The following is a 13,486-nucleotide window of genomic DNA, read 5'->3' as shown; positions in this document are numbered from 1 at the left end:
GTTCGCCTCCACGCCCGCTGACAAAGCAATTTTGCCAACGGCATGGGGAGGTCGCTACTTTTTCAACAGAATCGGCCGATTTCTGCCTGTCGTAACTGGCAGAAATTGGCCAGTTGCAGCTTGGCAGGGATACACGCCCGCTCGCTGTAATCTGCTTCTAACAAGTCGACCTTGTTCCGCTCAGGGTCAAGGCTGCCGTCGTCATCTATCGTGCATCCTTTGCATGTTATGTTTTTCTGCGATCCGTCGGTCATCTGATGCGAAGCTGGGTCACAGCGTGAGCCAGTTCGCCCAGTTTTCGTATATTTCCGACGGTAGAACGGTCTGAAATCGAATCCCGGGTGCTCAGCGATCGGTCACCATTTGGCTCTTACAAAGAAGAGAGCCTTCGTCATGAGCAAAGAAGCACAAACGATAGTCACCCTGCTGGATCAGCAGTACGAGCAGCTGCTTACGGACGCGAGATGCTTGGTAGCAAGCTATGTGGATACGTCCATGAAGCTGTACAAAAAGACCGGGGTCAAATCTGTTGTGGCCGGCGTATCAATCAAGCAGGTGAGCCCGAATGCGTATTCGATCTACTGGTGCAAACTGGTGCCGCTGCAAGGACAAAAAAACAAATTCGCGCCCCTGACTATTGCCAAGGGGAATGGCAAACATAAATACCCGGCTTCCTCGTTTGAGTTTGTTGAATACCCATACCGTCACCTCGTTCTGCAAGTTGAGGGGCGACTTGCAGAGATTCGCCGCGTTGCGAGCGAGAATCGTCAGCTACGTCGTACGTTGGTCGCTTATGAGAAGAAGCTGTCTAGATACCAAGCGCTTAATCATGGCGACCTCTATTCGGCAGGGTAGCGGCTGAGTACCTATAAGCAGTGCCTAACAGATTTGACCCGATTGTAAATCCCGAAAGCCCCGTGCAGCTTGGTCTGGCGGGGCTTTCTCGTATCAGCAGTGAACTACGGCGAGATACATTGCTGCGCTTGATCAGGGAAGGCGACGGGTTCGAGCTATAAGCAGTGTAGGGCGCTAAATCTACTCGCCGTCAGCCAGCAGGCCCATACAGGCAGGGGCGGAGGCCGTATTTGCTATTAGCAGTGACGCTTGCGACCAAGTCAGCCGGCCAGCTTTGACCTGTATTAGTAGTGAAAGGCTTCACTTTCATAAAATAAACATTGGTAGGTGCCGTTCCTGCTGGTACCTGTGTCGCGCAGCGGGTGGTGACGGTAACGCGCTACCCCTCGCTGCCTCGCTGCTGTTCGAATGCAATGCGGTTCATTACGCAGATGGGGATGGGGTAGCCCTGGATGTGGGTCGTGAGAGCCTCGTTGCCTGCGATCACCATGATGCAGGATAGGCCTCTGCGGAAGCGCATCCCTCGTCCCGAGTAGTTGCGCGGGATGATCTCCCATGATTCGTCGTCGTAGTAACAACCAACGATTTCTGACCAGCGTAATTGGATGCCCGCGCCCATGATGCCTACTGGGGCCAGGCAGAAAATTTCTACCTGGGTTTCCTGCCCAAGAGGTACAGCGTAAATCCGACCGTTTGGTGCAATAGGTGGGAAGTACTGCCCGTTACCAAGGTGACGAAATTCCATGATGCTGCTCCGGTTAGATGAGGTCGCTAAACACTCTCCGGTAGCTTTCGGAAAACCCAAGATGAGATGCTGCCCATGAGTCCGCGCACGGGTTTTAGCGTACTCGGCAAGCTAGCTCGCCACACGGAGGGCGTGCATGTTGCAGATCTAAACGCTTCGGCGCTCCGGTCACTTTCGCTAGGGTGCGGAAATTGACAGCCCTTCCGAAGTCATCCCATGACCTCATAGGCTTGGGAAAATACTGCGTATCGCAGCGGTAGTGTGCCTTGCCGATGGATTTGGGTAAGCGCCCGCTGCCAAGGGGCAGCGGACAGTTTGTTGCAGGTATCTGGCCGTTCCGCTGAGGGCTCAATCGTCGCCGTGCTTCTTGTCCAGGTACGCTGCGACCATATAGCCAATTACACCTGCGATAGTCAGCGCACTGATGACGGCAAGCACGGCATATACAAGCAATTCAAAACGATCCATACCCTGACTCCTTTAATTCGAGCTCTGCCAAGGTTAAGGGCGTCTGATCTAATCCCAAATCTGCTGTGTGATGGCTTAGCGATTGGTACCGGCGGCTTCCTTCCTCAGGTTGGCTCGGGCACCAACGTACGCATCAGTTTCCCAGATACGCATATTCCCGAGCTCGTAGGCGACGTGATTCCGGGCCTCCAGATCCTCATCTTGGGGAGCTTTGCCCCCAAGAATCGGGGCGTGGTGACCAGACAATCGCCAGTAGAGCTCGCAGGCATATGCCGCGCGACAATCATCAATGTTTAGTCCGTGAGAAAGTAAAAGCTCTTGAGCTGCAGGTAGGTTCTTTAATTTCCATGTACACCAAGCTGCTGGTGTCGCGTGGCTGCTGCCCTGAAGCTTTTGAAATGCCGCGGCCTTCTTCAAAATTAAAATTTGCTCAGGAGCAGAGATATTAATGATCCGATGCTCATGTTTATCTTTGCTGAACACATAAAAGATGTTTTCTTCTTCGGCGTCCTTGTGAGCATCTTCTGCGTCGAAGAAAAAAGCCTCAAGCAATGACATGCCGAGGTATCGAACTGACCTGATTAATGTTGCTAGCTGCTCTGAGTGGAGAGCCTGAATATCCACCATCGCGGTTTCAAACTTAGTACGGTCAAGACTGCGCGGTACGGTAATCCGTGCATAGCTTGGAAAGCCAAGACGGCTACCGACGTTAGCCGCTGCGCCTTTCCAGTGCCCATTAGTTGCGAAGCCCATCACTACATATACAGTCTCAAGCAGGCCCGACACGCTTTGTAGTGGGAGATTTCCTTGGTATGTCTGGATATAGAGCTCTTCCCCGTACTCCCTCACCAATTTTTTATTGACGAATTCCAAGATGTCTACCTCATGAGACTCGTTGGCATAAGCACTAAACTGCGCCCATTGCTGGTCGTGGATCATGGCCTCGTGCTGACTGAGAAGCCCGCGCCGGACTGCCTCCCTGAGAATTGCCGAACCGGCCTTGGTCAAGTCCCGATCAAAATGTGCGTGGAAACTCTGCTTCATGGTCATTCCTCCATTCAGCTCAGGTGCTGAGCTGCTGAAGGAAATGTTGAGCGAGGAAAAATATTCTGGGGTTCGGTTTCGGTCGCTTTCAGCGCCTGAAATTGACGAGCGCATCCGTCCAATAAACGGTCGTTTATGGCACACCTATTCCAGATGATCTTTTGGGCTTGGGATTTACCGCTTTCCTGTCACTTTTCCCGTACCGAAATCAGTGTGAGAAAAACGTATGGGAAAGCGGATTGGGTACGCCCGAGTGTCGACTGATGATCAGAATCTCGACCTGCAGCGTGATGCACTTGCCCTGACTGGATGCAACGCAGTTTACGAGGAGACCATGAGTGGTAAGTCAGCAGATAGGCCGGAGTTGGGGCACTGTCTCAAGGCTCTGCGCAGTGGCGACACTCTGGTCGTATGGCGACTGGATCGCCTTGGCCGCTCCTTGCCTGACTTGGTTGGGATCGTCAGTCGGCTGGAGCAGGAAGGGGTGGGGTTCGAGTCGATCAACGAGCGAATCGAAACCACCAGCGCCGCCGGCAAGCTGATCTTTCATGTGTTCGCAGCCCTGGCCGAGTTCGAGCGCAACCTGATTCGAGAGCGTACCCGCGCAGGGCTGGCGGCGGCTCGCGCTCGAGGACGTAAAGGTGGTCGTAAACCTGCGCTGGAAGAGGCTCAAGTCCGCGAAATAAAGGCTTTGCTCAAAGATCCACAGATTCAGGTTGGCACCGTAGCCAAGCGATACGGGGTATCGAGAACAACGCTGTATCGATACGTCGGTAAGACCGGGCCGAGATAACTTGCACCTGGCAGCACACGAAACTGCGACCAGGGGATTATGAGCGTCCTAGAAGCGCTGTAAGCCAGTGAGCAGATACAGTGAGCTAAACGTAGCGTCGTATATGGCTTTTGGGGTGGTTGAGCAAAAACTGTACAACCTGAGCACTCTACCGTCAGTGTCCCGTGTTGTTGCCGGGAAACGGTCTTAGGTAGCTTCGGGTTTAAAAGCTTCGCCAGGCAGCTATTGAGCATCAGGGGCACGAAGGTTGACAGATACCATAATTTGCACAAAAATGCCGGTTGACAGTATCTATGTTTTGCACGCTTTTATGGAGAGGCCCATGCCCCCGATCCAACACCCGAGTGAGCTGGAACCGAAGCTGAAGCCGGAACACGTCGAGCTGATCTGCAATAACGCTCTGGATGCGGCTTACCGTGCGTTGGAAGTCACCTCTACTGATGACGATACCAACTGGACTATGGGAACACTTCCGTATGGCCGCGTCCACGGCCGGTTCAAACGCCTGCACGGCGATCCGGCCCTTCCGTGGCTGCTGCTCACTAACCGCACCATGGACTTCACTCTGAGTGTGAATGGCGTGCTGATGCAGGTGGTAATGGACGATCCCGAGGTCAGAAAGAAAGGGTATCGACTGCAATCCAACCGAGTTGAGCTTTACCAGGCTAGCCTGCTGGGGCCTGCGATCGACAAGAACATTACCTGGCGTTTGTATGTCGATACTGACGGCAACTTTGACGGGCCGACGCTGACTGCTTCGATTCTGGGCTTCGATACCAACCGGAACCTCGTATGTAAGTGGGTGCATGACTACGTGCCTCTGTTTGCTCCTCGTACCACCGAGCTTCCACAAGAGGTGGCAATCGATGATCCATTAGTCGCTCGTCGGGACAAAGATGCAGACCAGAACGCAACACGAGATGCTGATCCAGTAAATGAATGACAGAACAGGCTTTCTGCCTCTTGGCGACGAGTTTTCGCCCGACAAGCTCCGTCTCGCTAGATGCGCGGCGGGGCGTTCGCTCGCCGATATCGGAGAGCTCTTGGGCGTTACCCGGCAATACGCGCACAAGCTGGAAGTCAATGCGATTCCTTCGGGCACCCAACTCGCCCAGCTATCTGAAGCCTTGGGCGTGCGCGAGAGTTTTTTCTTCACGCCACGACGCGGTTCGGTGGAGTTGGAGCAATGCCATTTTCGAAGCGTCCGATCCTCCTCGCAGACTCTCAAAAAGACCATTGCGGCTCAGGTCGAGATGTTTGAGCTGCTGATTGACGAGTTGGATAAGGAAGTTGCCTTTCCTGCAGTGAGTTTCAGCATGCTTGAGGAGCCGGTATCCGGTATCAACAAGATCGAGCAAGTTGCTGAAAAATTTCGCCGTGAGCAAGGCCTGGGGATTGGCCCCCTGTCTAGTGTGACCAAGCTGGCCGAAAAAGTTGGTGTGCTGGTGGTGAATCTGGCCGAAGCCGATGACAAGGTCGATGCGTTCTCGCTGTCCAACAAACGACCGTTGATCGTGAGGAACACCGCAAAGGTGAATCCATGCCGGCAACGTTTCGACCTTGCTCATGAAATGGGCCATTTGGTGATGCACCAAGGCATTGAGACCGGTTGCCGCCTTACTGAGGATCAGGCTAACCAGTTTGCCAGCGCTTTGTTGATGCCCCGGGCAAGTTTCGCATCAGAGTTTCCCCCTATGCGAGGCAAGTACCTGAACTGGCCGGCACTCAAGGAAATGAAGCTTCGTTGGAAGGTAAGCTTCAAGGCGCTCATTTTCAGGGCTCACACCCTTGATCTGCTTACTGCCGAGCAAGCTAAATCGGGCTTCACGTACCTCAATCGAAAGGGTTTCACGAAGCACGAGGAGTTTGACGAGTTGATCCCTATGGAGTCGCCTATGCTGGTACAGAGGGCGATCAATCTCCTGGATTACAGTACCTGGAAGCGGGTGTTGACAGCTGCCGGGCTTACGGCAGAGATGGTGACCAGGCAGTACATGCTGGATGTACCGTCATCTCCTTTGCGACTGGTCGAGGCTAACGTAGGTTAAGTCGCGCTGAAGCTGTCCACTGCAACCCGCATGCCGGCACTCACATGGATGCCGCGTATGCCAGTCGCGGGGAAGACCTTATGGGGGAGGCGCATATGGCACTGTGGGTGCGTGGGCATTCACATACAGCCGTCGACTAAGAAGTGGCGGGCACGCGTATGGTCTGCAACCCTCGGGGATATCCGGGCGAAGAGACTGGCTTCCGCCCGGATTTGATCATCACTATTTAGCCGTTGCGCATACCCAGCGCCTCAGCTGACCAGGCGAGCCGTTTGTGGGTCATACGCTACACCGGTAATAGACCCATCCCGAATGCGCTCAACCGCTTCATCAATCACATGCAGCGGCACTAGGAACCATTCCCTTGGCTTAACCGGATTGCCGAAGCGGTCTTCGATGGTTAAGTCCAGCTGCGCTGCGCCAAACAGGCGGTGGAAGATGTTTTCCAGCCGGGTACGGTTCAGGTTGTGAAGCTTGTAAGTCGCGACCACTTCCACATCGGCCAGCAGGTAGGTGGCATCCTTCGCGGCCGCCGCGATACGGGTTTCCACTCGGCCGCCGGTTACGCCGATCTTGTGGATCAGCTCGCGGTGCTCGGCTACGAATGGGTGGCTGGACTGGCTGCGCAGCACATAGATAGTGCCAGTCTCGATGTCGTCCGGCTCGGTTATGTCGCTGAATAGCGGGCCGGAATCTACCTTGATGAGCCGAGACCCGGCACGGCCGTCACTGTCTTTGTAGAGCGCCCGCTGCAAGGACCGTAATAGCAGATCGCTTTCCGTCTCATTGGAGTAGATGACGCGCAAGCGCCCATTTGTCTCCGCATTCGGCGTCCTGTAGGTGTCGCCCACTTCGGCAACATAGGCGATCAGTCCGCTCAAAATGAAGAAGTCCCCTGCTTCGATGCTGGCGTTCTTGCCAAAGGGCTTGGTTACCCACGATTTTTGTTTGAGGCCCGCTTCCACCTCATCAAACAGTGGCTTAAACCTCTCGAAGTCTTTACACGGGTTCCGGGCGGCAATTTCTTCTGCCGCCTTTATTGCCGCACTGGATCGCACATGCCGCAGCACGGTGATGTCGTCCTGATCGACGGACTCACTGCCGATGCCGAGCTCAGCGAGTAATGCGTCCTCATCCAGGTCGTCCACATTTACTGCGGCGGCCGCAGTACCTGACAGTAGGCCGTGACTATCAAAGCCTGCCAGTAGGGTTTGTGCCTCCGGCAGCTTGCGCAGCTGATCCAGGCGCACGGCATACAAACGCTCGAAGATGTCGCAATCCTCGCCATGCAGTGGGGCGCGGCCGTGGGTTTGATAGAAACGCTGAATGTCCTCGAAGCCAGCGATGATGCGTTCTTCGCGAGGGGTTCGGGTTGTTATCTTGAGTGAAGGGACTTCTATCCCCAGCGCATTCAGCAGCTCGTCATCGTTCATTTCAGCCATTGGCAGAGCCCTCCTGTGCCTTCGCTTGGGCACGATAGCGTGCGAAAGCTACCATGCCCTCGGCGATAGTCTTTTCCCAGGCGTCGGCGGAGTTGATGTCAGGCAGGCGGCCACGCTCGTTCTTGAACTGCAGGGCACGTTTTGCCAGGTCTCGTGCTTCGTCTTCGGGAATGCTCACCTTTTTGGCCGCAATGCTGGCCTGAACCTGACGCAGGGACTTTTCGTCCATCGCCTTCGCCAGTACCGCATAGGCGGCGTCGAAGGGGTTGATGCGGTCGATTAGATCAATGTCCAGCTCGCGTACGTTAATGAACTTGCGCACGCCATCCAGCAGAGCAGTGCTGCCTTGTAAGGTGTCACTCCCGTTGGCGTCGGCCTGAGCCAACATCAACTTGGCCTGCTGGGTAATGTTCATTGCGGCGATAGCGTGTTGGCGGATGGCTTCCTGGTCGACGTCGCTCAAATCGGGGTAACGCTCGCGCACGATTTTCCCCATGCGCAGTTGGGTCAGCTCTTCCGGCAAGGTATTTTCCTTGTCGAATAGGCCGCGTTCCAGCACGGTTTTGTCCTGCAGGAAGCTAGTCACTACTTCGTTCAAATCTTCTTTGCAGATGCGCGTGGCTTCAGTGCTTTGCGGCGTGGTCAGGCCATTGATCTCAACATGGAACTGGCCTGTGGTTTCATTCACGCCCAGGTTGGTGCCGCCCGGTTGATAGCCTTCACCATCGTTGTAAACAAAGCCCTCTTTCTCCCCGTGGTTCCTCGGGGTGAATTCATAGCGCGGAGCAAGCACCTGTTCCATCAGCAGGCTGGCGGAAATGGCTTTGAGCATATCGTTCACCGCCTCGGCAACGGCAGCTTGATCGGCCATAGGCTCGGCGATCAGGTTGGTGAAACGCGAGCGCTCCTTACCCTCGGCATCCCGCGTGGCACGGCCAATGATTTGTACGATTTCGGTCAGGCTCGAACGGTAGCCGATGGTCAGCGCATGCTCGCACCAGATCCAGTCAAAGCCTTCCTTCGCCATGCCCAGCGCGATGATTACATCCACGTTGTCGCGGTTGTTCTTCTGTGCCGGATCTTTCAGTGCGCCGAGCACTTTGGAGCGTCTGGCCGCGTCGCTGTCATCTACCAGGTCGGCCACTTTCAGCGTGCGGCCGTCCTTGGCTTTGATCAGGTGGAAGCCGGTCGCCGGGTCGACACCCTGCCAATCGCCCAGCGAACTCATGATCTCGTTGACCTCGCGTTCCTTGTCTTTGAGGCTCTCGCGGGCATTTACGTTTGGAATGTGGACGATGGTTTTCAGCGCCGGGTCCAGCACCTTGGCGACCGCATCCACGTACCTCCCAGTGTAGAAGAAGTAGCCAATATCCAGCGACTTGAGCCAGCGATAGCCGTTTAGCTGCTCGTAGTAGGTGTACGTCACCGTCTCAAACTTGTTCTCTTCCGACGGGGCCAGCACGGCCGCGCTGTCGCCACGGAAGTAGGAGCCGGTCATGGCAACGAGGTGTACCTTGTCGCGGTTGATGAACGCGCTCAGTTGGCTGCCCAGTTTGTTGTCTGGGTTGGCAGAAACGTGGTGGAACTCATCGATGGCAATTAGGCGGTTGTCGAACGCGTCGATGCCCAACTCTTCCACGGCAAAGCGGAAGGTGGCGTGGGTGCAGACCAGCACCTTGTCGCTGCTGTCTAGGAAGGCGCGCACGGCGTCCACCTTGGACTTGGCCACACGCGGCTCATCGATGCCTGGGGCATTGCACAGGTTCCACTGCGGAGCCACCACCCAGTCCCAGTAGAAACCATGCTGGCTCAGCGGCTCATCGGCAAAGCTGCCGCCAATGGAGCGCTCGGGCACTATGACGATGGCCTGTTGCAGGTTCTGGTTATGCAGCTTATCCAAGGCGATAAACATCAGTGCGCGAGACTTGCCCGATGCGGGGGGCGATTTGATCAGCAGGTACTGTTCGCCGCGCTTGGTATAGGCGCGCTCTTGCATGGTGCGCATGCCCAGCTCATTTGCCTTGCTGGATGCCCCAGTGTGCGCTGTAGCAATGGATACCGACGGCACCGTGTAGCTGTTGGTCGGGTTGGTGGTGTTCGTCACTGTGATTCGTCCTCCATGAGGGTGCCGTCGCCCGCCAGTTCACGTTCGATCTGTTCAATGCTGGGCAAGCTGGTTTGCAATTCTGCAGGCAGAGATTCGAGCAATTTGTACTCGGCAATGCCCATGGGCTGGGTCTTATCGCCCAGCGCATATTCCGCCACGATCTTGTTTTTGCTCTTGCAGAGCAAAAGGCCGATGGTGGGGTTGTCGTGTTCATCTTTGACCTGGCGATCCACCGCAGTCATATAAAATCCAAGCTGGCCCAGGTGCTCGGGCTTGAACTTGCCGGCTTTGAGCTCGATCACCACATAGCAGCGCAGCTTGAGGTGGTAGAACAGCAAGTCAATGAAGAATTCGTCGCCGCCTACATCCAGCACTACCTGCCGCCCGACAAACGCAAAGCCTGCGCCCAGCTCCAACAGAAACTCGGTGACGTGTTTGACCAGGGCGTGTTCGATTTCGCGTTCCTGCGCCTCATCGCGCAGGCCGAGGAAGTCAAACCGATACGGATCTTTCAACGACTCGCGGGCCAGGTCCGACTGCACCTTGGGCAAGCTGACGTCGAAGTTAGTGACCGCCGTGCCACTGCGCTCCAACAGGCGGGTTTCGATATGGATGTTCAGCACATTGCGTGACCAACCGTGCGCAATCGCGCTCTGGGCATAGGCCAGGCGCTGCTGTGAGTCTTTTAGCCGGGTCAGCAGTACCAGGTTGTGCCCCCAGGGCAATTGTCCAACAGCCTGTTGGACAATTGCGGCATCCGGCCAGGCCTCGGCAAAGGCGCGCATATACATCAGGTTGGCGCGGGAAAATCCCTTCATCTCAGGAAAGGCGGTGCGCAGGTCATGGGCCAGCCGCTCGATCACCTTGGCCCCCCAGCCCTGCTGTGCCTGCCGGGTCAAAATATCGTTGCCGATCTGCCAGTAGAGCAGCACCAGTTCGCGGTTTACCGCCAGCGTGGCGCGCTGCTGGGCGCTATGGATGCGGCCTTTGAGGTCTGCTAACCACTCGCCGTAGCCCTCGGGTGGTGTGGTCAGGCTAGCAGGGGTGTCGTTCATGCCATTTTCCCTCGTAGCTTCTTCGGCGTGGCCTTTGCTGTGTCTGCTGTCATCTTGGTGTAGAGATCAAACAGCTTCTCCAGTCGTTCGGTGTCGTTCTTGAAGCGACGACCGATATAGATACGCTCCAGCACTTCATCGTTGTGCTCGTGGGCACGGCGAAGGTTCTCAGGCATGGTGTCTGGGTCATACAGGTCGGCGATGGTGGCGGGGAAGTGTGCTTCGCGGGCCAGCAGAATATCTTCAGCGCAGCGGGTCAGGTCGACCTTGTTTTGCTCTGTGAGCCTCGGCACTGGGAAGGTGTTCCAGCCAAGTGTGTTGGAGTAGCGGAAGTCCGTTTTCATTTTTCCGCAGACGGTGCCAATCCAAACGAGGTGCAGGCGGGAGGCGATGAGGGCCATGTTCCAAAGTGGGGCGTCGTAGAGGGCAAGTGCAAGATTTGAGACGCGCACGTCACTCGTCAGCAAACCGCAAGGGAGATAAGCGCGGCGCTCCGACGAGACGCTTGGAATGATGATGGTGTGGTCGTTTCCGATGATAGTCCGTTCAAACTTGTAGGGTGTGTCGAGGCCGGCACGGCCACGTTCACTGCCATGCAGACGATATTCTCGTATGCGGTCAAGCCTCGCCTTGATGGGCGGAATTGAAAAGGCGATCTGCGCTTGTTCGTCAGTTATCCAGAGACAGTACCGTTCTAGGCCATTGATGAACTCTTTGGAGCCAAGGATCGGCTTTATTAGAGGCGCTGCCTCAGGATAAGAGTCCAGCAAATCCCTTGCCTCATCGGGCGTGAGCAACAGATTTCCCTGATCTCTCGGGATGTTCCCGCCAAACATGGTCGATACACCAGAGATGGGATCATTCGCCCGCTCGACGATGATATTTTTGCCGGGCGCGAGATATAAGTTGATGCTTTCAACTTCTTTTCGCTCTTCACCGTCGAAGATGTATTTCTGTTTGACGCCTAAATTGGCCACGCCAACAATTATGCAGGTGACTTGCGCGTTCCTAGCAGCGTTGTTACCCCAGAGAAAAGCTTTGTGGCCAAAGAAAATCTCTTGCCCCGCCATGACTATTCTCGGCCACACCAGCGGAACCTGAACACCTTGGCAGATAGAGTTCGTAGAAACGAAGGCGAATCGGCCTCCGCTGCGAATGTAGTCTGATGCTTTCCAAAGCCACCCAGTGATGTAATCGACAGCGCGCACGTCTTTTTTGGTAAGGCTTTTTATGTCGCTCTTCTGCTCTTTCGATTGATATTTGTCGCCAATATACGGCGGGTTACCGCAGATGTACGTCTCGCCTCCTTCGTTTTCGAAGGCGATTTCAGATTGGTCCAATGGCACGTCGAACAAATCGTTCGCTGCCAGCTTCACGCTAGTCCCCGTCGGCGGGCACACCGCCAACCAATCCAGCCGCAGCGCATTGCCGCAGACAATCCAATTCTGTGAGTCTAACGGTAGAAATTCAGCTAAAGCATCCTGCTGCCCGCGATACAACACATCGCACTGAAACTCAGCAATGATAAGGGCCAGTCGGGCAATTTCTGCCGGAAAGTCGCGTAGCTCGATGCCGCGGAAATTGGTCAGCGGTATTTCGGACTTATTGTGAGCTTCGCCCCGGCGACGATTGATCTCCGCCTCGATATCGCGCATCTGCTTGTAGGCAATGACCAGGAAATTGCCGGAACCGCATGCTGGGTCAAATACGCGGATGCGCGCCATACGCTTGCGCAGGTTAAGCAGCTTGGCCTTGTTGTCGCCCGCTGCCTCCAGCTGAGCACACAGATCATCCAGAAATAGTGGGTTTAATACTTTCAGGATGTTGGGCACGCTGGTGTAGTGCATGCCCAGTGCGCCGCGCTCTTCATCATCGGCCACGGCCTGAATCATGCTGCCGAAAATGTCTGGGTTGATTTTTTGCCAGTTCAGGTTGCCGGCGTGCAGCAGGTAAGTACGCGCCATGCGCGTAAAGCGCGGTACTTCAGTGCTTCCAGAGAACAAGCCGCCATTCACATACGGGAATTTGTTGGCCCAGCCAGGCAAGCGCGGTTCTGCACCGGCACGCTCGGCCAACTTGAGGTTCATAGCGCGGAAGATTTCCGACAGCACCTGGGCGGTGTTGGAGCCGTCGCGCTCGCTGTAGTGCTCAACCGTCGTGGTAAACAGTCCGTCGCCAGTGAAGATATCTGTGTCTTCAGCAAAAAAGCAGAACACTAACCGAGACATAAAATGGTTCATGTCATGGCGGCGTTCGGTCTTGGCCCAGTCCGGGTTCTCGTTCAGCAGTTCGACGTACAGCTTGTTCAGGCGGCTGGTGGCACGCACGTCGATGGGGTTGTCTTTGATCTCCTTGATGGTGGAGATGCCGGCCAGCGGCAGCAGGAAGCCGAAGTGGTTGGGAAAGTCAGGGTAGTCGCAGGTGATGGTTTCACCCGTGATCAGTTCTTCGGCCTCCAGCGTTTGCCCGTCGGTGGAGAGGATGAACTTGGCTTTAGCTTTTATGGTGGCCGGGCTGGCGCGCAAGGCCTTGAGCGTTTCGCCCACGGTGCCAGGCTCGCATGCGGCGATATGAATGTTGCTGCGCAGTAGTACGCCGCCAGGTACATCCGAGGCGTTGTTGTTGCCAGCGCGCAGGCGCTTGAGCGCGGTTTCCTTGTTGCCGAATGCGGCCAGGAAGGTGAACGGGAACTCCGCCGCGTCAAAGGGCTCTAGGGCCAGGTCCGAAATGGCGGACTCAATTTCTACTGCATTCATGGTTTACCACTGTCCAGATCGCTGATGCGCGAAGGCGGCGATTTTAGCCGCTAAAATTTTTGGGCGAGGGTCACATCCCGGCCGGCACATGCCGCTCTGTCGGCCTGGCGTCAGCATCGCAACTCAGCTCTGCTCAGTCGCCTCGGTTTATGCTGGATGCCACTGGATTCGAC

At 55.7% G+C, this 13,486-nt stretch carries 10 protein-coding genes; 4 read left to right on the top strand and 6 right to left on the bottom strand.

Annotated features, from left to right (window positions below; all coding sequences use genetic code 11):
- Positions 1-393: 393 nt before the first annotated feature.
- Complete coding sequence (gene mobI / locus AAGW23_RS06590) at positions 394-855, top strand: conjugative transfer protein MobI(A/C) (RefSeq protein ID WP_045429914.1); 462 nt, start codon at positions 394-396, stop codon at positions 853-855.
- Between the two features lie 379 nt (positions 856-1,234).
- Here mobI and AAGW23_RS06585 read toward each other — a convergent pair whose 3' ends face one another.
- Together AAGW23_RS06585 and AAGW23_RS06580 are read right to left on the bottom strand one after the other, a co-directional pair.
- Complete coding sequence (locus AAGW23_RS06585) at positions 1,235-1,600, bottom strand: hypothetical protein (RefSeq protein ID WP_042926707.1); 366 nt, start codon at positions 1,598-1,600, stop codon at positions 1,235-1,237.
- A 543-nt stretch (positions 1,601-2,143) separates the two neighbouring features.
- Positions 2,144-3,112: a hypothetical protein gene (locus AAGW23_RS06580; protein WP_042926705.1), complete on the bottom strand. Its 969-nt coding sequence runs from the start codon at positions 3,110-3,112 to the stop codon at positions 2,144-2,146.
- Between the two features lie 226 nt (positions 3,113-3,338).
- Here AAGW23_RS06580 and AAGW23_RS06575 point away from each other — a divergent pair, with 226 nt between their 5' ends.
- The 3 genes from AAGW23_RS06575 (at position 3,339) to AAGW23_RS06565 (ending at position 5,953) form a co-directional block, all read left to right on the top strand.
- On the top strand, positions 3,339-3,905 hold the full coding sequence (locus tag AAGW23_RS06575; protein WP_042926704.1) for a recombinase family protein: 567 nt from the start codon (positions 3,339-3,341) through the stop codon (positions 3,903-3,905).
- 322 nt (positions 3,906-4,227) lie between these two features.
- Complete coding sequence (locus AAGW23_RS06570; protein ID WP_042926703.1) at positions 4,228-4,848, top strand: hypothetical protein; 621 nt, start codon at positions 4,228-4,230, stop codon at positions 4,846-4,848.
- On the top strand, positions 4,841-5,953 hold the full coding sequence (locus AAGW23_RS06565) for a helix-turn-helix domain-containing protein (protein WP_042926702.1): 1,113 nt from the start codon (positions 4,841-4,843) through the stop codon (positions 5,951-5,953). Before AAGW23_RS06570 ends, AAGW23_RS06565 begins: the two co-directional genes overlap by 8 nt.
- A 251-nt stretch (positions 5,954-6,204) precedes the next feature.
- On the opposite strand, the gene AAGW23_RS06560 is transcribed toward AAGW23_RS06565, so the two are convergent.
- The 4 genes from AAGW23_RS06560 to AAGW23_RS06545 are packed head-to-tail and all read right to left on the bottom strand — an operon-like array spanning position 6,205 to position 13,313.
- Entirely contained in the window at positions 6,205-7,395 is a 1,191-nt protein-coding gene (locus AAGW23_RS06560) for a GIY-YIG nuclease family protein (RefSeq protein ID WP_042926699.1), read from the bottom strand.
- The gene (locus AAGW23_RS06555) at positions 7,388-9,499 is read right to left on the bottom strand and encodes a DEAD/DEAH box helicase (protein ID WP_042926697.1); all 2,112 of its coding nucleotides are present in this window, start codon (positions 9,497-9,499) and stop codon (positions 7,388-7,390) included. The genes AAGW23_RS06560 and AAGW23_RS06555 overlap by 8 nt, the downstream gene beginning before the upstream one ends.
- A complete protein-coding gene (locus tag AAGW23_RS06550; RefSeq protein WP_042926695.1) occupies positions 9,496-10,557 on the bottom strand; it encodes a PDDEXK nuclease domain-containing protein in 1,062 nt (353 codons plus the stop codon). The genes AAGW23_RS06555 and AAGW23_RS06550 overlap by 4 nt, the downstream gene beginning before the upstream one ends.
- Entirely contained in the window at positions 10,554-13,313 is a 2,760-nt protein-coding gene (locus AAGW23_RS06545; protein ID WP_042926692.1) for a class I SAM-dependent DNA methyltransferase, read from the bottom strand. Before AAGW23_RS06545 ends, AAGW23_RS06550 begins: the two co-directional genes overlap by 4 nt.
- Positions 13,314-13,486: the final 173 nt, after the last annotated feature.

Origin of the sequence: Stutzerimonas chloritidismutans, from assembly GCF_038562055.1 — a bacterium.
Taxonomy (GTDB): Bacteria; Pseudomonadota; Gammaproteobacteria; order Pseudomonadales; family Pseudomonadaceae; genus Stutzerimonas; species Stutzerimonas chloritidismutans_A.
Note: the sequence above shows the minus strand (reverse complement) of the source record. Positions and strands in the feature narration are given on the sequence as shown.